The sequence below is a fragment of the Marinobacterium sp. MBR-109 genome (genome assembly GCF_040547565.1).
Classification (GTDB): domain Bacteria; phylum Pseudomonadota; class Gammaproteobacteria; order Pseudomonadales; family Balneatricaceae; genus Marinobacterium.
The window spans coordinates 359,116-378,186 of record NZ_JBEPPZ010000001.1 but is presented as its reverse complement, the minus strand read 5'-3'; the positions used below and the strand labels follow the sequence as shown (position 1 = coordinate 378,186).

Genomic DNA, 19,071 nt, shown 5'->3' with positions numbered 1-19,071 from the left:
ACCCCTGTTCGTTGCTGTGCAATCATACCAATGGCGGTTATGCTGATCGGCGGAATCGGTTAGCATCGAGGCATGATCTGTCAATGGAGGTGAGCGCATGAGCGACCTGCACGAAGCGTTACGCGATGATGTCCGGATTCTGGGTGAGAGCCTGGGCCGAACAATGGAATCCCACCTGGGCCACGACTTCCTCGACAAGGTTGAGTATATCCGCAAGCTGGCCAAATCGGCGCGACATGCCGAAGATGCGACACAAGCCGCACTGCGCGAGGCTCTCAGTGAGCTGAGTGAAGATGAAGTTTTGCCAATCGCCCGCGCGTTCACCCAGTTCCTCAATCTGGCCAATATCGCCGAAGAACATCATCGGGTGCGTCGTCACTATGAAACCGAAGGTGACGAAGATGAAGAGCTGATCGACAGCCTGCTCAAGCGCCTGCAGAACGAGGGTCGAGGCCCTGATGAAATCCTCGCCTGCCTGAACGAGATGTGCATCGATCTGGTGTTGACAGCTCATCCCACGGAAGTCAATCGGCGCACCCTGATCCAGAAGTATGACGCCATTGCCGAGACCCTCAAGCAGCGGGACCGTGGTGAGTCGGTACAGCATCGTCTCGATCAGTTGATCAGCCAGATCTGGCATACCAATGAGATTCGTCAGCAGCGCCCCACCCCGGTAGAAGAGGCCAAATGGGGCTTTGCGGTGATCGAGAATTCGCTCTGGAGTGCGGTACCGCGCTTTCTGCGTCTGTTGGATGGCCGTCTGCAGGAAACACTGAATACCTCACTGCCGCTGACCTGCTCACCGGTTTGCTTCTCGTCCTGGATGGGGGGCGACCGAGATGGCAACCCCAATGTGACCGCCGAGGTAACGTCTGAAGTGCTGTTGCTGGCACGCTGGATGGCCGCCGATCTGTATGCGCGTGACGTGGACCTGCTGCGCGGTGAGCTGTCCATGTATCAGGCCAATGCCGAGCTGCGACACGAAACCGACAACCACCCCGAGCCCTACCGTGAAATTCTGGGGCGTCTGCGCAGTCGGCTGCATGAAACCCGGCAGGGTATTGAGAACTATCTTAAAGGTCGAGCCAGCAACCCGGACCTGTGGATCAGCGAACTGGACGAGCTGCTTGAGCCTTTGCTGCTGTGCCACCGCTCGCTCAATGACAGTGGTATGGGCTGCATCGCCGCAGGGGCGCTTGAGGACCTGATTCGGCGTATCGCCTGCTTTGGTCTGACGCTGGTGCGGCTGGATATTCGCCAGAATGCCGAGCGTCATACCGAGGTGTTTGATGCCCTGACCGAGTTCTATCAGTTGGGCCGCTATTCCGACTGGGATGAAGCGCAGAAGCAGGCTTTTCTGTTGCAGGAGCTGAATTCGCGTCGCCCGCTGATTCCTCACCGCTGGGCACCCTCTGCCAGCGTGCAGGAGGTGATCAGTACCTGTCGGGTGATCGCCGCCAATCCGGATTACAGTCTTGGCTCCTACGTGATTTCCATGGCGGGCCAGCCATCGGATGTACTGTCCGTTATCCTGCTGCTGCAGGAGGTCGGTGTGGAACACAACATGCGGGTGGTGCCGCTGTTTGAAACCCTTGATGACCTGGATAACGCCCGCAGCTGCATTGAATCGTTGCTGCAGATCGACTGGTATCGCGCCTATATCGACGGCCATCAGGAAGTGATGATCGGCTATTCCGACTCCTCCAAGGATGCTGGACAGCTGGCGGCGGCCTGGGGGCAGTATCGTGCGCAGGAGGCGCTGACGGAACTGTGTCGGAGCGAACAGGTACGTCTGACTCTGTTCCATGGCCGTGGCGGTACCGTTGGTCGTGGTGGTGGCCCCAGCCATACGGCGATATTGGCACAGCCACCGGGTTCGGTCGCGGGCAGCCTGCGCGTGACGGAACAGGGCGAAATGATCCGCTTCAAGTTCGGCATCCCCGAAATTGCTGTACGCAACCTGACGCTCTACACCGGTGCAGTGCTGGAGGCAACCCTCAGTCCGGGGCCGCAGCCTGAGCCTGACTGGCGTACGCTGATGAACAGCATGGCCACTTGCGGTATGACCATTTACCGTTCGCTGGTGCGAGAAGAGCCCCAGTTCGTGCCCTATTTTCGAGCGGTTACACCGGAGCAGGAGCTGGCCAAGCTGCCGCTGGGCTCACGGCCGGCCAAGCGTAAGGTCGATGGTGGGGTGGAAAGTCTCAGGGCCATTCCCTGGATTTTTGCCTGGACCCAGATTCGCCTGATGCTGCCCGCATGGCTGGGTTCGGGCGCAGCACTGAAGCAGGCGCTGGATGAGGGCAAAGCGCCACTCCTGCACAGCATGTATGTGGAATGGCCGTTTTTCCAGTCCTGGATCGATATGCTGGAGATGGTACTGGCCAAGAGTGATGTCAACATTTCGGCCTACTACGAAAAGCGGTTGGCCTCGCCGGAGCTGGGGGTACTGGGCTCCAGTCTCAGGTCTCGCCTGCAGCAGGCTGTTGAGCAGGTGATGAAGATCAAGCAGGAGCAGCAGTTGCTGGAAGGCAACAGCGTGATTCGTCAGTCGATTGAGGTGCGTAACCCCTATATCGACCCATTGCATGTACTGCAGGCGGAGTTGTTGTTCCGTGATCGCAACCAGCCGGATCAGCGTCTGGAGCAGGCGCTGATGGTCACCATGGCCGGTATTTCAGCGGGCATGCGCAACACCGGCTGATCACTGCCAAGGGGCGTCAGGGCTTGAACAGGACTCAGGCTTTGGCGTAACCTCGACTTTTTTGTCAACAATTGGGCAGCAGCTAGGTCTAATGTCGAATTGTGTGCGCAGGGCAGGGGCGTTTAGCCTGTCCCGCAGGATAACTATAAAGTGGCTGCCGTTGTCTCGTCCCGACAGGGCGTGAGCGTGTGGCCCGAGTTGCAGTTTACAACAACGTTCAGGAGACGAAATAGATGCGCATTATTCTGCTTGGAGCACCGGGCGCCGGCAAAGGCACCCAGGCCCAGTTCATCACCGAAAAGTACGGCATTCCGCAGATCTCCACTGGGGACATGCTGCGTGCTGCGGTCAAGGCGGGCACCCCGCTTGGCAAGCAGGCCAAGGAAGTGATGGACGCAGGCGGCCTGGTATCCGATGACATCATCATCGGGCTGGTCAAGGAACGTATCACAGAGGCAGACTGTGCCAATGGTTTCCTGTTTGACGGCTTCCCCCGCACCCTGCCGCAGGCTGATGCGTTGAAGGATGCCGGTGTGGATATTGATGCCGTTGTCGAGATCGATGTGGCCGATGCTGAAATCATCAAGCGTATGAGCGGTCGCCGTGTGCACCCGGCCTCGGGTCGTACCTATCATGTCGTGTTCAACCCGCCGAAACAGGAAGAGTTCGACGATGTTACCGGTGAAGAGCTGGTACAGCGTGAAGATGACAAAGAAGAAACCGTACGTCAGCGCCTAAAGGTCTATCATGACCAGACAGCTCCGTTGATCAACTACTACCGCGGCTGGAATGAATCCGGTGAAGCCAACGCACCGCGTTACGTCTACGTTGAAGGTGTGGGCAGTGTAGATGATATCCGCAATAAGGTTTTTGCTGGTCTCGAAGGCTAAGCAGGAATCCAGCAAGAAAAACCGCCTGCGGGCGGTTTTTTGCTTTCAATTGGCCCATAATACCCGCCTGTTTTCTGATACAGCCATATGGGGCAGCATGAACACAACGGATATCTTCGGCCTGCACGCCGTCACCACTCTTCTACAGCGCAATTCCGATCGGGTTCGTTGCCTGTTGATCCAGCAGGGCCGCGAAGATGCCCGGTTGCAGTCGGTACTGGATCTGGCCAGTACACGCGGCATCAAGGTGATCACACAGCCGCGTGAAGGGTTGGATCAGCGTGCCGGTGGAGGTCGTCATCAAGGGGTTATCGCCGAATGTGAACCGCTGCGCGCCTTGAGTGAAAAGGCTCTGGACCGGCTGCTGGAACAGTCCGACACAGCTCCGCTGCTGCTGGTACTGGACGGCGTAACCGATCCGCACAATCTGGGTGCCTGCCTGCGTACGGCGGATGCTGCAGGCGTAACAGCCGTTATTGCCCCCAAGGACAAGTCGGCACCGCTCAATGCGACCGTCGCCAAGGTTGCCTGTGGTGCCGCCGAAGTGATGCCTTACATTCAGGTGACCAATCTGGCGCGAACTCTGCAGTTATTGCAACAACACGGTATCTGGATCACCGGAACCGCCGGCGAAGCGACACAGAGCTTGTATCAGGCTGATCTGACCGGACCGCAAGCGCTTGTGATGGGCGCGGAGGGCAAGGGCATGCGCCGCCTGACCCGTGAAAATTGCGATCAGCTGGTGAACATTCCGATGGCGGGGGAGGTCAGCAGCCTCAATGTGTCCGTGGCGACCGGAGTATGCCTGTTTGAAGTGGTGCGTCAGCGGGCAGCAAAAGCGGAGGCCTAGCCTCCGCTGTGCGGTTCAGTGCAGCAACTCGTCCACATGGGTGGCGATCATCGCTTCCTCATTGGTCGGCATCACACGCACAGTGACCTTTGAGTCCGGCGTGCTGATGATACCGCTGTTGCGCTGATTAGCTTCACTGTCAATCTCGATCCCGAGCCAACGGCAACGCTCCAGCACGCGCGCGCGCACATCCGCATCGTTCTCGCCGACACCACCCGAGAATACCACCTGTTCCACCCCTTCCAGTGCAGCACCCAAGCGGCCCATTTCCAGTGCAACCCGGTAGCAGAACATGTCGATCGCTTCCTCGGCGCGTGGATCATTAGCCTGATGCAGCTCCTTCATGTCCGAGCTGATGGTGGAAACGCCCAGCCAGCCACTCTCCTTGTAGATCAGCTTTTCCAGTGCATCCACGTCCATGTTCTCTTCCCGCATCAGATAGAGCAGCACGCCAGGGTCAAGATTGCCGGTGCGGCTGCCCATGGGCAGGCCTTCGACGGCGGTGAAGCCCATGCTGGATGCGATGGAGCGGCCATCTCGAATGGCACACATGCTGGCACCGGCGCCCAGGTGACAGGCCACCGTTTTCAGATTGCCCGCTCCGCCAAGGCTGAGCTGGCGCTGGATATATTCGTAGGAGAGACCGTGGAAGCCATAGCGGTGCACCCCCTTGTCAATCAGGTGCCGCGGCAGGGCATAGAGCCGCTCAAGCCGAGGCTGAGCCGCATGGAACATGGTATCAAAACAGGCGACAACGGGCAGTTGTGGTGCCAGTGCACGACAGGCTTCGACCAGCTTCAGGTTATAGGGCTGATGCAGCGGAGCCAGCGGGATAAAGCTGCGCAATTGCTCCAGTGCCGCATCATCCAGCCGTATCGGCCTGCTGAACAGATCGCCGCCATGCACGACTCGGTGTCCGGTCGCGATCAGGCGTGACTCCGGCAGATGGGCCTCAACCCACTGCAGCACTTCACGCAAGGCGAACTGGTGACGCTCATCCAGTGCCACGGACTGGCACTCAAGCTGATGTGAGTCCAGTACCCGGTTGTCTTCATCGCGCACCTTGAAAAGAGTGGTGTCACCCAGCAGGTTTTCCACTTTCAGGTGAAACAAGCAGTGCAAATCGTCCGCACGCAGGGCATACAGGCCGCACTTGAGGCTGGAAGAACCGCCGTTAACGGTCAGAATGGTATCCATGCTTTTAGGCTCCCATGCGTGGATGCTTGACCATGTACGAAGCCAGTGCACAGGACGCCAGACGGCCCAGTGTGCCTTCGGCGCGGCTGGTGAGAATGATCGGTACCTTGGCCCCTACGGCCAGGCCGGCTGACTTGGCATCGGCCAGATAGATCAACTGTTTGGCGATCATGTTGGCGGCCTCAAGGTCGGGTGCCAGCAGGATATCGGCGTCACCGGAGACGGGTGAGTTGATATGCTTGTCGATCGCCGCCTGCAGCGAAATGGCGTTATCGAACGCCAGCGGGCCATCAATGATACCGCCGGTGATCTGGCCTCGGTCAGCCATCTTGCACAGGGCGGCAGCATCGAGGGTGCTCTGCATGGTCGGCTTTACCTTTTCAACCGCAGCCAGAATCGCGACCTTGGGTGATTCATTCCCCAGAGACTGACAGAAATCGATCGCGTTCTGCACGATATCCCGTTTGGCGATCAGGTCCGGGGCCACATTGATCGCGGCGTCGGTAATTACCAGTGGCTTGTGGTAGTTGGGCACATCAAACACGAATACATGGCTCAGACGCCGCTCGGTGCGGATGCCTTTGGTTTTATGAATCACGGCACTGAGCAGTTCAGAGGTGCCGAGGCTCCCTTTCATCAGCGCGACTGCCTTGGCTTCACGAATCAGTGTACAGGCGCACTCGGCGGCCATGTGGCTGTGTTCGGTGCTGATGATTGTGTAGGGTGACAGATCGATGCCTTCAATTTCGGCTGCGGCACGAATCTTGTGTTCCGGGCCGACCAGCAGTGGCTCGATCAAACCCTGCTCAGCCGCTTCGATGGCGCCCAGCAGACTGTTGTGGTCGACCGGATGGACCACGGCGGTGCGGATCGGACCGGACTTGCGCGCCTGTTCAATAAAGAACTCCAGCTGGTTGTGCATGGGTGGCGTTTCGGTTGAGATCGGGGTATTGGGGGCGTCAGCTGATATCGACATGGGGGTATCCTTCCTGAGAATGCTGATGGCTAGGGTATAACCCTATAATGAACCCATTATGACGCAGTGCAACATAAAGCGGTCGGGCTCGCGGCAAATTTGATCCGAGACAAAATTCGAAGGCAGCCGAGCGTGTGGCCCGGCCACCGGGCCTCAGGTGTTCACCGGGGTTTTCAGGGTGTCCTGATACGGAGGCCAACCCATCGGCTTGCCACCGAGCAGGTGAAGGTGGATGTGGTAGACTGTTTGCCCACCGTGAGTGTTGCAGTTGAACACCGTGCGGTAGCCATCCTGATCAAAGCCCTGTTGCTGTGCAATTTTGCTGGCGGCCTGAATCATATGCCCCACTACCTCGCGGTCGCCGTCGGCAATGTCATTCAGGGTTGCGATATGCTTGCGCGGAATAATCAGGCAGTGAAAGGGTGCCTGTGGGTTGATGTCGCGAAAGGCGATGACCTGGTCATCTTCGTACACCCGCTCAGCCGGGATTTCACCTTCCAGAATTTTGCAGAACAGACAATCCATAACCTTCTCTCGACTCATTTGATGCATGTCGAAGCAGTATAGCGACCCCAGTCAGATCGCCTCAACCTTTTGCTCCCGTGGCGGGCAGGCATACTGCTTGGCAACGGTACCGTCCGGCAGTACGGATTCAAGCTGTACATCGAATCCCCACAGACGGTGCACATGGCGCAATACCTCTTCAGTGGACTGGCCCAATGGCTGACTGTTGTGCATGTAGTGGCGCAGAGTCAGCGCGCGATCACCACGTACGTTGACATTCCAGACCTGAATGTTGGGCTCACGGTTGCCCAGGTTGTATTGGGCCGAGAGAGACTCACGCAGCTGACGGTAGCCACGCTCATTATGAATGGCATCGACTTTCAGCACCGGGCGATTGCTGTCATCCATGATCGAAAACAGCTTCAGTTCCCGCATCAGCCGGGGCGACAGGTACTGCAAAATGAAGCTTTCATCCTTGAAGTTACGCATGGCATGATCCAGCGTTTGCTTCCAGTCACTGCCGGCAATATCCGGAAACCATTCCCGATCTTCATCGGTGGGTTGTTCACAGATGCGGCGAATGTCCTGCATCATGTTGTAGCCGAGGGTATAGGGGTTGATGCCGCTGAAGTAGGGACTGTCAAACGGAGGCTGATAGACCACGCTGGAATGGGAGTGGAGAAACTCCATCATGAAACCATCGGTGACCAGTCCCTCGTCATACAACTGATGCAGCAACGTATAGTGCCAGAAGCAGGCCCAGCCTTCGTTCATCACCTGAGTCTGTTTCTGCGGGTAGAAGTACTGCGCTACCTTGCGCACGATGCGGACGATCTCCCGCTGCCAGGGTTCCAGCAGGGGTGCGTTTTTCTCGATGAAGTACAGAATGTTCTCTTCCGGATCTGCCGGAAAGCGAGGGTGTTTGCGATCATCACTGTCCGCCTTGCGGGGTACGGTGGTGTTCCACAGATCGTTCAGATGACGCTGTATGTATTCTTCCCTGTCCTGCTGGCGCTCACGCTCCTCGGCCGCCGTAAGGGGTCGAGGCCGCTTGTAACGATTGACGCCGTAGTTCATCAACGCGTGGCAGGAGTCCAGCAGCTGTTCTACCTCTTCAACGCCATGTTTCTCTTCGCAGTGGCGGATGTAGTTCTTGGCGAACAGCAGGTAGTCGATGATGGCGCTGGCATCTGTCCAGGTTCGGAACAGGTAGTTGCCCTTGAAAAAGGAGTTGTGACCATAGCAGGCGTGAGCGATCACCAGGGCCTGCATGGTGATGGTGTTTTCCTCCATCAGATACGCGATGCAGGGGTTGGAGTTGATCACGATTTCATAGGCCAGCCCCATGCGGCCACGGGTATAGTTCTGCTCGGTCTCGACAAACTGCTTGCCGAAGGACCAATGGTTATAGTTTAGCGGCATGCCGACAGAGGAGTAGGCGTCCATCATCTGCTCCGAGGTGATGACCTCGATCTGGTTGGGATAGGTATCCAGACCGAAATCCTGCGCGACCCGAGCGATTTCACGGTCATAGGCCTCTATCAGCTCGAAGGTCCAGTCGGATCCGGTCGAGATTGGCTGGCGTTTTTTACGACTCATGGACAGCCCCCTCGGTACGCTTCTCGAACAGGCGGCGGAAGACCGGGTAGATCTCGCCGGCTTCAGTGATCTGCTGCATGGCAAACTGCTCCTTGAACGCCTCACGTACCTGCTCATATTCGTGCCAGAGATTCTGGTGCGGGCCGGTGGTGATCTCCACATAGGCGTAATACTGGGTTTTGGGCAGAATGCGGTCGATCAGGATCTTGCTGCAAGTGGTGGAGTCACCATCCCAGTTGTCGCCGTCCGACGCCTGAGCGATATAGATGTTCCAGTCGGCAGGTGGATAGCGCTTGTCGATGATATCGGCGGTCATTGCCAATGCGCTGGATACGATAGTACCGCCGGTCTCGCGGGAGTAGAAGAATTCCTGCTCATCCACCTCCTTGGCGTGAGTATGGTGGCGCACAAACACGACTTCGATCTGCTTGTAGTTTCGGTTCAGGAACAGGTACAGCAGGATGAAGAAGCGTTTGGCTATATCCTTCACGCTTTGCGTCATGGAGCCGGATACGTCCATGATGCAGAACATGACCGCCTTGCTGGAAGGCAAGGGCACTCGCACGAGATTGGTGTAGCGCAGGTCAAAGTCATCCAGAAACGGCAGCTTGCGCGAGCCTTTTTCCAGCTCGGCTATCTGTGCCCTCAGCGCGGTTATCTTGTCGGTTTTTTCAACCGAAGGCGGGGTGTCTTCCAGCGCCCAGAGTTCCTTGCGCAGGGCGCGAATCTGCCGTCGTACGTTCTTGTCGGTCAGCGCGATGCGGCGGGCATGTGCGGCCCGCAACGAGCGCACAATATGCAGCTTCTCTGGTGAGCCACTGCTGGTAAAGCCGGCACGACGGGTTTCAAACGAGGTTGCATCCTTGAGCTGTTTGCGCACCATCCAGGGCAGCTCAAGATCTTCAAACATGAAGTCGAGGAACTCTTCCTGGCTGATGGTGAAGGTAAAGTCATCCTCGCCTTCACCCTGATTGCTGGCCTTTCCCTGACCGGCGCCACCGCCGCCACCGCTCTCGGGGCGCTTGAACTCGTCACCCTCGACAAACTCCTTGTTGCCGGGAAATATCTTGTGGCGCAGCCCGCCCTCGCCGTGGTGGAAGATCGGCTCGGAGATATCACGGCGTGGAATGGTCACCTGACCGCCCTGATCGATCTCCTTGATGGAGCGATCATGAATGGCCTCTTCCACGGCACGCTTGATGTGCTGTTTGTATCGGCGCAAAAAACGCTGACGGTTGACCGTGCTTTTCTTTTTGGCGTTCTCACGGCGGTCTATGATGTAACTCATATTTCAGGCTCCCATGCGGCAGTTGCCTGGCAACTGCCGGGTCAGTTCCATCAGGGTACGGCTCCTGGTGCCCGGTTACTGCGACTTGCGGACGCGGATGTACCATTCGGACAGCAGGCGAACCTGCTTCTCGGTGTATCCACGTTCGATCATCCGTTTCACAAACTCGCCATGTTTTTTCTGATCGTCCGAAGAGGCTTTCGGATTGAAGGAGATCACCGGCAGCAGATCTTCGGTATTGGCAAACATCTTTTTCTCGATCACGGAACGCATCTTCTCGTAGCTGTTCCACGCCGGGTTCTTGCCGTTGTTGCTGGCCCGGGCGCGCAGTACAAAGTTGACGATCTCGTGGCGGAAGTCTTTCGGGTTGCTGATGCCCGCCGGCTTTTCAATTTTTTCCAGTTCTTCGTTGATGGCCTGTCGATCGAGAATGTCACCGGTTTCAGGGTCACGGTACTCCTGATCCTGAATCCAGAAATCGGCATAGGTGACATAGCGATCGAAAATGTTCTGACCATACTCGGAGTAGGATTCCAGGTAGGCGGTCTGGATCTCCTTGCCGAGGAAATCGATGTACTTGGGCGCGATATACTCTTTCAAAAAGCCGATGTAGCGTTCCTGGGTTTCGGTCGGGAACTGCTGCTGACTGATTTCACGCTCCAGTACATGCATCAGGTGGACCGGGTTGGCCGCCACTTCGACAGCGTCGAAGTTGAACACCTTGGACAGAATCTTGAAGGCGAAACGGGTTGAAAGTCCGTCCATACCCTCGTTGACGCCGGCGGAATCCTTGTACTCCTGCATCGATTTGGCGCGCGGGTCGGTGTCCTTGAGATTCTCGCCATTGTAGATGCGCATCTTGGAGTAGATGCTGGAATTTTCCGGCTCTTTCAGGCGTGACAGGACAGTGAACTGGGCCAGCATGTGAAGGGTATCCGGTGCGCATGGGGCGGCATTGAGCGAACTGTTTTCCAGCAGTTTCTCGTAGATGTGGATCTCTTCGTTCACCCGGGTGCAATAGGGCACCTTCACGATGTAGACACGGTCGATGAAGGCCTCATTGGTCTTGTTGTTCTTGAAACTCTGCCATTCCGATTCGTTGGAGTGGGCCAGCAGAATGCCGTCGTAGGGGATGGCCCCCATGCCTTCGGTACTGTTGTAATTGCCCTCCTGGGTGGCGGTCAGCAGCGGATGCAGCACCTTGATCGGTGCCTTGAACATCTCGACGAACTCCATTATCCCCTGGTTGGCACGGCACAGGGCACCGGAGAAACTGTAGGCATCCGGGTCATGCTGTGGATACTCCTCCAGCTTGCGGATGTCCACCTTACCCACAAGGCTTGAGATGTCCTGGTTGTTCTCGTCACCTGGCTCGGTCTTTGCAATCGCCACCTGATCCAGAATGGACGGGTGCAGCTTCACCACCCGGAACTGAGTGATGTCGCCGCCGTACTCGTGAAGGCGTTTCACGGCCCAGGGAGACATGATGCCACGCAGGTAGCGACGGGCGATGCCGTACTCCTGTTCCAGTATTTCGGCGTCTTCTTCCGGATTGAACAGTCCCAGCGGTGACTCGAATACCGGTGAGCCCTTGATCGCATAGAAGGGGATATGTTCCATCAAATGTTTGAGACGCTCCGCCAGCGAGGATTTACCCCCCCCAACAGGACCGAGCAAATACAGAATCTGTTTCTTCTCTTCGAGCCCCTGAGCGGCGTGACGGAAGTAGGACACGATATTCTCAATCGCTTCTTCCATGCCGTAGAACTCACTGAAAGCCGGATAGCGCTTGATCACCTTGTTGGAAAAGATGCGACTCAGGCGAGGATCCAGTGCGGTATCGATCACCTCGGGTTCACCGATCGCATCCAGCATGCGCTCGGCAGCATTGGCGTACACCTTTGGGGTTTCCCGACACAGGTTGAGATACTCCTGCAGGCTCATTTCTTCCTGCAGAATGGCCGAATAACGTGCCTTGTAGTGCTCGAAGATACTCATGCTCACCTTCCCGTACGTTACGCTACCCACTGAAAATTCAAACGCTTATTGGCCAAACCGGCGAAGCGTTCCAGTGATTTCAGTGTAGTTCAGATTACTGAGAGTCAAGTGAGGTGTGACCTAAAAAAGCGGATCACACCCTCATTCAGCGGTCCTGTCCTCCTGTCTGATATGACCATCTGAATTGCCACACGTTGCATCGCGACAAACGGCTCAGGCCTGCAGCGACATAATCAGCGCCTGCATAAATCGCGCCGCTTCACCACCGGTGGCAGCTCGATGGTCGAATGTCAGTGACAGGGGCATCACTTTGTGTACGACGACCTGATCATCAACGGCAACCGGCTCTGATCGAATCACACCCGCGCCCACAATCGCCACCTGAGGGGGGACCACAACCGGGCTGGCATAGCGTCCGGCCAGGGTGCCAAAGTTACTCAGGGTGATGGTGGCACCCTGCATTTCGGCCGGTGGAATGGAGCGGGATTTGACATCGGCACGCAGCCGGTTCAACCCTTCGCGAAGGTCTTCGACAGGCCGGTTGCCGATATCACGCAGGACCGGTACGAACAGTCCCTGCTCGGTATCCACGGCCACGCCGAGATCGATTTTCTGATGTACCCGCCGTGCCAGCTGATGGCCATCAAACCAGACATTCAGCTCGGGAACGGCCTTGCAGGCAGCCGCGATGGCCTGAACCAGTCGCATGGTAATGTCGGTACCGGCAGGCAAGTGATCGATGTCGGCATCCTCACACAACGAGACCGGTACCACTTCAGCATGGGACTGCGCCATGGTACGTGCCATCTGCTTGCGTACACCGCGCAGTGCCTCGGGGGCGCCCAATGAACGATCGAGGCTGGCGGCATGCTCCACATCCTGTGCCGTGACAGCGCCTTGGGAACCGCTGCCGCGCAGCGTATCCAGCGAGACATTCAAGCGTTGAGCCAAGGCGCGTACAGCCGGTGTCACTCGGGCGGATGCCGCCTGGCGACTGCTGGGTGCGGCCCCGATAATGAACTCTTCGCGTTGGCTGTCACCGCCCTGATGTCGGCTCAGTTCGCCCACCACGGTACCGCTGTCGCTGTCATCCTCATCGGCAAACTCCACCAGCGGCTCACCCGTATGAATGGTGTCCCCTTCTGCACCAAACAGGTGCGCAATCACGCCATCCTGGGGCGAAGGCACTTCAATGATCGCCTTCGCGGTTTCCACCGAGACCATGATCTGGTCAACTTTGATGCTGTCGCCTTCTCGGACATGCCATTCCACGATTTCAGCTTCGGGCAGACCCTCGCCCAGATCGGGCAGCTTGAAATATTTCATCAGGCGTACTCCAGGGTTTCCTGCACGGCCTGAACAATATCGGCCGTGGTGGGCAGGTAGAGTTGTTCGTTTCGATAATAGGGCATCACGGTGTCATAACCGGTGACGCGACGGGGCGGTGCCTTGAGCGACAGCAGCACCTGTTCGGCCAGGGTGGCGGCAATTTCACCGCCCAGGCCGCCATGCCGCGGTGCCTCGTGTACGATGACGCAACGCCCGGTTTTACTGACCGATGCGATCAGGGTGTCATGGTCGATCGGGTTCAGGGTCGCGACATCGATCACTTCACAGCTGACACCTTCCTCGGCCAACTGACTGGCGGCGGCGAGTGTTTCCGTGACGGTGGCCCCCCAGCTGATCAGGGTAATGTCCTCACCTTCACGCAGGGTAAAGCAGGTATCCAGCGGCAGCGCCTGCCCGTTGTCTTCCACCAGCGTTTTGCTGGCGCGATAGATCCGCTTCGGCTCCAGAAAGACCACCGGATCGTCACAGCGAATCGCGGCCAGCAACAGGCCATATGCACGCGCCGGGGAGGAGGGAATTACGACCCTCAGCCCCGGGATATGGGCCAGCAGTGCTTCGGTACTTTCCGAATGATGTTCGGGGGCATGAATGCCACCGCCGAACGGTGCCCGCAACACCATTGGGCAGGCCAGCCGTCCGCGGGTGCGATGGCGCATGCGCGCCGCATGACCGATCAGATGCTCAAAAGTGGGGAAGATGAACCCCATGAACTGGATTTCGGCAACGGGGCGCATGCCCTGTGTGGCCAGGCCGACACTGAGACCAGCAATCATGGTTTCGGCCAGTGGGGTATCAATCACTCGACGTTCGCCGAAGCGATCCTGCAAGCCTGCGGTGGCGCGGAAGACACCGCCATTGGTGCCGATATCCTCGCCCAGCAGAATCACGTTGGGGTCATCTTCCATGGCGCGCGCCAGTGCCAGATTGACGGCATCCAGCAGGGTAATGGCATTGTCACTCATGATCCTCTCCTCCCTGCCGCTTTAGACGCATATCCTCTTTCTGCCGTTGCAGCCCCGACGGGCATTCGGCATAGAGATAGTCAAACAGATCATCAATTGCCTGTGGTGGCATGGCCAGGTAGGCATCCACCGCCTTGCTGATCAGCCCCTTGGCTTCTTCCTGCCAGCTCTGCTCCTGCTGCTCGTCCCACAGACTCTGGCTGTGCAGCCAGGTACGCAGGCGTGGCAACGGGTCTCGCGCCCAGGCCTGTTTCAATTCTTCCGCCGAGCGGTAACGGGTAGCGTCATCGGCGGTGGTGTGGTCGGACAGACGATAGCTGATCGCTTCAACCAGCGTCGGGCCTTTCCCATTGCGCGCACGTGCCAGTGCCTGACCGACCACTTCGTGCAGGGCAATGGCATCGTTGCCGTCCACCTGCTCGCCGCGGATACCGGCACCGATCGCCTTCTGGGCAAGGGTCGGTGCGATACACTGTTTGGCACGGGGCACCGAGATGGCCCACTGGTTGTTGTTGATCACGAAGACCACCGGCAACTGCCAGGCGCCGGCGACGTTGATCGCTTCCAGGAAGTCGCCCTTGGAGGTGCCACCATCGCCGATCATGGTAAGCACCGCCTGAGGTTGCTGACGCAGCTTGAGAGCCGTGGCCACGCCACAGGCGTGCAGGCACTGGGTGGCGATGGGGACCGCGTTGGGCAGGTCCTTGCGCATGGCCGGTGAAGCGCTGCCGCGTTCGTCACCACCCCAGTACAGCAACACATCCTGCATGGGGACGCCGCGCATCATCTGCAGGATGTGATTGCGGTAGTAGGGCACCAGCACATCATCTGGCTGCATCAGTGCACCACAGACCACATCAATCGCCTCACCGCCCAGCAGCGAGGCGTATGTGCCCAGCTGGCCGGTACGCTGCAGGCTGATCGCCTTGGCATCAAACTGCCGAGCCAGCACCATCTGGCGGTAATAGTGGCACCAGGGGTCTGTACCCTGTGCCCAGTCGGGCATTTCGCCCAGTGGCTGACCATCCGGCGCCAGATAGCGGGTCAGGTGGATTTCGCCACGATAGCGTGTTTCATGCATGCTGCACCTCCTGACGCTGGCGCTTGATCTGCGCCTCTTTGGCTGCCTGCAGCAGGGATTCGGCATGCAGGTCGGCTACATGGTGTACTGACTGACCGGTACGGTCGGCTTCTTCAAACAGATGGGTGAGTGTAGAGGCTATCTCTCTGATCTTGTCGTCCCGTTCAGCAGGACTGTGGCCGGCATGGTGCATGGCAACATGGATCAGGCCTCCGGCGTTGAGCACATAATCCGGTGCATACAGAATGCCGCGCTGGCGCAGACGGTTGCCATCTTGATCGGTTGCCAGCTGATTGTTGGCACTGCCGGCAACAATGCGACAGTTGAGGCGCGGGATGGTGTCGCTGTTGAGTGTGGCACCGAGACCACAGGGGCTGAAAATGTCAGCGCCGGTATCATAGATCTCCTCGGCATCCACGGCGCGCGCGTTAAACTCCTGCACGCAACGCCCGGTTCGTTCCGGATCGATATCGGCGACATACAGCTGAGCGCCGGCATTGTGCAGCCGCTGTGCCAGTGCGTGGCCCACATGGCCAAGGCCCTGTATGGCAACACTGAGACCGGCGAGATTGTCCTTGCCAAGCTGATGCAGGACAGCGGCCTTGATCCCCTCAAATATTCCCAACGCCGTATGCGGGGAGGGGTCGCCACTGGCGCTGGTACAGCTGACAAAGCGGGTGGTGGTTTCGATGGCATCCATATCGCTGACTTCGGTGCCGCTGTCCATAGCGGTGATGTAGCGGCCCCCCAGCTGGTCGACCATACGGCCAAATGCCTGCATGAGTGCAACCCGGTCAAACTCGACTTCGGGCCTGATGATCACGGCCTTGCCACCACCATGGGGCAGGCCGGCCAGTGCCGCCTTGTAACTCATGCCACGGGCCAGTCGCAGGGCATCGGTCACCGCCTCCTGTTCTCGAGCATAGTGGATAAAACGGCAGCCGCCAATGGCCGGGCCACGAGCGGTTGAGTGAATGGCAATGATCGCTTTCAATCCGGTAGCCGGATCCAGGCCGAAGTGCAGATCGGTCAGTCCGGCGTTTTCCATCTGCTTCAACATGACGGGGTCCTCCGCACTGGGGCGTCAGGGAAAACGTATGTGAATGGAGGGTGTCGAGTCTTGTGGACAGCACCATCCCCTTACATTCTGGATAGCACAGCTCTGGGCAAAGTACAGCTTGAGGATCAGTGATTTAGCGCATTCAAATGCAGCATGTGCAGATGCACAAAGACGACTGCAGGCCCGGTCACAAAGCGATCGGCGAGGATGAATACGATCCATGTTGCACTGCGAAGAATCAGCGCGAAAGGGCTTCCAGTACACGCGGCCAGAGGGGCGAATCGGGAGGCGAGACCGGTTCAGGCGGGGGGGCTGGTGGTTCTTTTGGCTGCAGGTGGGGGGGGACGGGTTCACCGGCCGCGATCAGCCGCTCGCGCTCCAACCAGCGCTTGACCTCGGACAGCAGTGAGAACAGCTCTTCATCCGTAAACCGGCTACGGGGTTGCAAAGGATCGCGCACCTGATTGATCTCCAGTGCAGGTGCTGAGCAGTCGAAAGCCTGGTCCTGTCCTGCCCGCAGGCAGTAGCCACTCTGATCAGGGGGGGCATGCCGCTGCATCTGGCTGCATCCCGTGAGCAGGGCCAGCAGGCTTAATCCAGTCAGTGTGCGTTGCCATCCTGTCATGCCGGTCGTTCCAATAGATCAGAGTGTGGCCACCGAAAGCGCCAGACCAGCGGCGATCAGCGCACTGCCCGCCAGCCGGTGCTGCCAGATCATGGCCATGGGATGAGCGAACTGCTGCCGCAGGCCCGAGGCCAGGCCACTGTATCCGGTCATGACGCAGGCTTCGGCTGCCATCAGTGTAGCACTGATGGTGATGAGCTGGGGCAGCTGCGGCCGGGCGGGATCAATGAACTGGGGGATCAGCGCGAGCAGAAACACCAGACCTTTTGGGTTGGTAATGTTGACCAGCAGTGCCTGCAGGAAGCGGCTGTGGCGCGGTGCAAACGCAAGCGACTCTACCTCGCCCGATGTGTGCTGTCTCCAGAGGCGGATACCAAGCCAGATAAGATAAACGACACCGATCCATTTGATGATGGCAAACAGTTCAGGGGAGGTGGCGATCAGGCTGCCGAGCCCAAGAGAGACCACCAGAATCTGTACGCCATAGCCGCTGACAAGCCCAAGCGTACTCCAGCAGGCGCCACGGACACCATAGGTCAGACCTGCACCCATGGCAGTGGCGGCACTGGCACCGGGAGACAGGCTGATCAGCAGAGCCGTGCCCAACAGTGCAATCCAGATCTCTGTACTCATCGTTATAAGACCTCTGCAACGCAAACAGCCGCCCGAAGGCGGCTGTTGAAACATTGACGTGAAAAATCAGGCGTTTTCGCGTGCAATCGCGCGATAGGCAATATCAGTACGGAAGTAGGCATCCTTCCAGCTGACCTGCTTGAGCAGCTCATAGGCCCGCTGCTGCGCTTCGGTCACGCTGTCGCCCAGTGCCGTGACGCAGAGTACACGGCCACCGGCGGTCACGACGTGACCCTTGTCATCCAGCTGGGTACCGGCGTGGAAGATCTTACTGCCTTCCGGGCAGCTGTCCGGCAGGCTGATCACATCGCCCTTGCCGTAGTCACCCGGGTAGCCACCGGCCGCCATGACAACACCAACGGACTTGCGCTCATCCCACTCGGCACTGGTCTGATCCAGTTTCCGGTCCAGTGCCGCCTGGCACAGCTCCACCAGCGACGACTTCAGGCGCAGCATGATCGGCTGAGTCTCGGGATCACCGAAACGGCAGTTGTACTCGATCACTTTTGGGGTGCCGTCGGCCATAATCATCAGACCGGCGTAGAGAAAACCGGTGTACTCGTTGCCTTCCGCTTTCATGCCGTTGACCGTAGGCATGATCACTTCGTCCATCACACGCTGGTCGATCTCGGCGGTCACCACCGGTGCCGGCGAGTAGGCACCCATGCCGCCGGTGTTGAGACCGGTGTCACCATCGCCCACACGTTTGTGGTCCTGGCTGGTGGCCATCGGCAGCACGTTGTCGCCATCGACCATGACAATGTAGGAGGCTTCCTCTCCATCGAGGAACTCTTCGACTACCACGCGGCTGCCCGCATCACCAAAGGCGTTGCCGGCCAGCATGTCACGAATGGCGTCTTCCGCTTCCTGCAGGGTCATTGCGACGATGACGCCCTTGCCGGCGGCCAGACCGTCGGCCTTGACCACGATCGGGGCACCTTTCTCGCGCACATAGGCCAGCGCAGGCTCGATCTCGGTGAAGTTTTGATACTCCGCCGTCGGAATCTCATGACGGGCCAGGAAGTCCTTGGTGAATGCCTTGGAGCCTTCGAGCTGAGCCGCACCGGCGGTCGGACCGAAGATCGCCAGGCCTGCTGCGCGGAAACGATCAACGATGCCGGCTACCAGTGGTGCCTCAGGACCGACGATAGTCAGCGCTACCGCGTTGTCGCGGGCAAAGTTGACCAGTGCATCGATCTGCATCACGTCGATATCCACATTCTCCAGCTTGGGCTCAATGGCCGTACCGGCGTTGCCGGGCGCGACAAACACGCGCTCGACTGCAGTGTCTTTAGCCGCGGTCCAGGCCAGTGCGTGCTCGCGACCGCCGGAACCGATAACCAGAATATTCATG

16 protein-coding genes are annotated in these 19,071 nt (G+C 58.4%); 3 read left to right on the top strand and 13 right to left on the bottom strand.

Annotated elements, in window-relative coordinates; all coding sequences use genetic code 11:
• Positions 1-97 precede the first annotated feature (97 nt).
• From ppc to rlmB, 3 genes are all read left to right on the top strand, one after another.
• Positions 98-2,704 carry a phosphoenolpyruvate carboxylase gene (ppc, locus tag ABIE60_RS01810; protein ID WP_354467271.1) on the top strand — a complete coding sequence of 869 codons (2,607 nt, stop codon included), beginning with the start codon at positions 98-100 and terminating at the stop codon, positions 2,702-2,704.
• Between the two features lie 233 nt (positions 2,705-2,937).
• A complete protein-coding gene (gene adk / locus ABIE60_RS01805; RefSeq protein WP_354467270.1) occupies positions 2,938-3,594 on the top strand; it encodes an adenylate kinase in 657 nt (218 codons plus the stop codon).
• A gap of 97 nt (positions 3,595-3,691) precedes the next feature.
• Positions 3,692-4,444: a 23S rRNA (guanosine(2251)-2'-O)-methyltransferase RlmB gene (gene rlmB, locus ABIE60_RS01800; protein WP_354467268.1), complete on the top strand. Its 753-nt coding sequence runs from the start codon at positions 3,692-3,694 to the stop codon at positions 4,442-4,444.
• Between the two features lie 15 nt (positions 4,445-4,459).
• On the opposite strand, the gene ABIE60_RS01795 is transcribed toward rlmB, so the two are convergent.
• From ABIE60_RS01795 to purD, 13 genes are all read right to left on the bottom strand, one after another.
• Entirely contained in the window at positions 4,460-5,641 is a 1,182-nt protein-coding gene (locus tag ABIE60_RS01795) for an acetate/propionate family kinase (protein WP_354467267.1), read from the bottom strand.
• A gap of 4 nt (positions 5,642-5,645) precedes the next feature.
• Positions 5,646-6,617 (bottom strand): bifunctional enoyl-CoA hydratase/phosphate acetyltransferase, encoded by a 972-nt coding sequence (locus ABIE60_RS01790; protein WP_354467265.1) that lies wholly within the window; start codon positions 6,615-6,617, stop codon positions 5,646-5,648.
• Between the two features lie 153 nt (positions 6,618-6,770).
• Positions 6,771-7,142: a histidine triad nucleotide-binding protein gene (locus tag ABIE60_RS01785; RefSeq protein ID WP_354467263.1), complete on the bottom strand. Its 372-nt coding sequence runs from the start codon at positions 7,140-7,142 to the stop codon at positions 6,771-6,773.
• 51 nt (positions 7,143-7,193) lie between these two features.
• On the bottom strand, positions 7,194-8,720 hold the full coding sequence (locus tag ABIE60_RS01780; protein WP_354467261.1) for a SpoVR family protein: 1,527 nt from the start codon (positions 8,718-8,720) through the stop codon (positions 7,194-7,196).
• Positions 8,710-10,008, bottom strand: a complete 1,299-nt coding sequence (locus ABIE60_RS01775; protein ID WP_354467260.1) for a YeaH/YhbH family protein — start codon at positions 10,006-10,008, stop codon at positions 8,710-8,712. The genes ABIE60_RS01780 and ABIE60_RS01775 overlap by 11 nt, the downstream gene beginning before the upstream one ends.
• Positions 10,009-10,083: 75 nt before the next feature.
• Positions 10,084-12,006, bottom strand: a complete 1,923-nt coding sequence (locus ABIE60_RS01770) for a PrkA family serine protein kinase (protein WP_354467258.1) — start codon at positions 12,004-12,006, stop codon at positions 10,084-10,086.
• A gap of 213 nt (positions 12,007-12,219) precedes the next feature.
• Positions 12,220-13,332: a dihydrolipoamide acetyltransferase family protein gene (locus ABIE60_RS01765; protein ID WP_354467257.1), complete on the bottom strand. Its 1,113-nt coding sequence runs from the start codon at positions 13,330-13,332 to the stop codon at positions 12,220-12,222.
• A complete protein-coding gene (locus ABIE60_RS01760; protein ID WP_354467255.1) occupies positions 13,332-14,318 on the bottom strand; it encodes an alpha-ketoacid dehydrogenase subunit beta in 987 nt (328 codons plus the stop codon). The genes ABIE60_RS01765 and ABIE60_RS01760 overlap by 1 nt, the downstream gene beginning before the upstream one ends.
• Positions 14,311-15,399, bottom strand: coding sequence for a pyruvate dehydrogenase (acetyl-transferring) E1 component subunit alpha (gene pdhA, locus ABIE60_RS01755; RefSeq protein ID WP_354467253.1), 1,089 nt, complete (start codon positions 15,397-15,399; stop codon positions 14,311-14,313). The genes ABIE60_RS01760 and pdhA overlap by 8 nt, the downstream gene beginning before the upstream one ends.
• A complete protein-coding gene (locus ABIE60_RS01750) occupies positions 15,392-16,459 on the bottom strand; it encodes a Leu/Phe/Val dehydrogenase (RefSeq protein ID WP_354467252.1) in 1,068 nt (355 codons plus the stop codon). Before ABIE60_RS01750 ends, pdhA begins: the two co-directional genes overlap by 8 nt.
• 238 nt (positions 16,460-16,697) lie before the next feature.
• Positions 16,698-17,084, bottom strand: coding sequence for a hypothetical protein (locus ABIE60_RS01745; protein ID WP_354467250.1), 387 nt, complete (start codon positions 17,082-17,084; stop codon positions 16,698-16,700).
• Between the two features lie 18 nt (positions 17,085-17,102).
• Entirely contained in the window at positions 17,103-17,717 is a 615-nt protein-coding gene (locus tag ABIE60_RS01740) for a LysE family transporter (protein WP_354467248.1), read from the bottom strand.
• A gap of 66 nt (positions 17,718-17,783) precedes the next feature.
• Complete coding sequence (purD, locus tag ABIE60_RS01735; RefSeq protein WP_354467246.1) at positions 17,784-19,070, bottom strand: phosphoribosylamine--glycine ligase; 1,287 nt, start codon at positions 19,068-19,070, stop codon at positions 17,784-17,786.
• Between the last annotated feature and the right edge of the window lies 1 nt (position 19,071).

Bases quoted from the DNA above. Each gene is read 5' to 3' on its own strand.
- ppc (WP_354467271.1), top strand. From the start codon at position 98: ATGAGCGACCTGCACGAAGCGTTACGCGATGATGTCCGGATTCTGGGT.
- adk (WP_354467270.1), top strand. From the start codon at position 2,938: ATGCGCATTATTCTGCTTGGAGCACCGGGCGCCGGCAAAGGCACCCAG.
- rlmB (WP_354467268.1), top strand. From the start codon at position 3,692: ATGAACACAACGGATATCTTCGGCCTGCACGCCGTCACCACTCTTCTA.
- ABIE60_RS01795 (WP_354467267.1), bottom strand. From the start codon at position 5,641: ATGGATACCATTCTGACCGTTAACGGCGGTTCTTCCAGCCTCAAGTGC.
- ABIE60_RS01790 (WP_354467265.1), bottom strand. From the start codon at position 6,617: ATGTCGATATCAGCTGACGCCCCCAATACCCCGATCTCAACCGAAACG.
- ABIE60_RS01785 (WP_354467263.1), bottom strand. From the start codon at position 7,142: ATGGATTGTCTGTTCTGCAAAATTCTGGAAGGTGAAATCCCGGCTGAG.
- ABIE60_RS01780 (WP_354467261.1), bottom strand. From the start codon at position 8,720: ATGAGTCGTAAAAAACGCCAGCCAATCTCGACCGGATCCGACTGGACC.
- ABIE60_RS01775 (WP_354467260.1), bottom strand. From the start codon at position 10,008: ATGAGTTACATCATAGACCGCCGTGAGAACGCCAAAAAGAAAAGCACG.
- ABIE60_RS01770 (WP_354467258.1), bottom strand. From the start codon at position 12,006: ATGAGTATCTTCGAGCACTACAAGGCACGTTATTCGGCCATTCTGCAG.
- ABIE60_RS01765 (WP_354467257.1), bottom strand. From the start codon at position 13,332: ATGAAATATTTCAAGCTGCCCGATCTGGGCGAGGGTCTGCCCGAAGCT.
- ABIE60_RS01760 (WP_354467255.1), bottom strand. From the start codon at position 14,318: ATGAGTGACAATGCCATTACCCTGCTGGATGCCGTCAATCTGGCACTG.
- pdhA (WP_354467253.1), bottom strand. From the start codon at position 15,399: ATGCATGAAACACGCTATCGTGGCGAAATCCACCTGACCCGCTATCTG.
- ABIE60_RS01750 (WP_354467252.1), bottom strand. From the start codon at position 16,459: ATGTTGAAGCAGATGGAAAACGCCGGACTGACCGATCTGCACTTCGGC.
- ABIE60_RS01745 (WP_354467250.1), bottom strand. From the start codon at position 17,084: ATGACAGGATGGCAACGCACACTGACTGGATTAAGCCTGCTGGCCCTG.
- ABIE60_RS01740 (WP_354467248.1), bottom strand. From the start codon at position 17,717: ATGAGTACAGAGATCTGGATTGCACTGTTGGGCACGGCTCTGCTGATC.
- purD (WP_354467246.1), bottom strand. From the start codon at position 19,070: ATGAATATTCTGGTTATCGGTTCCGGCGGTCGCGAGCACGCACTGGCC.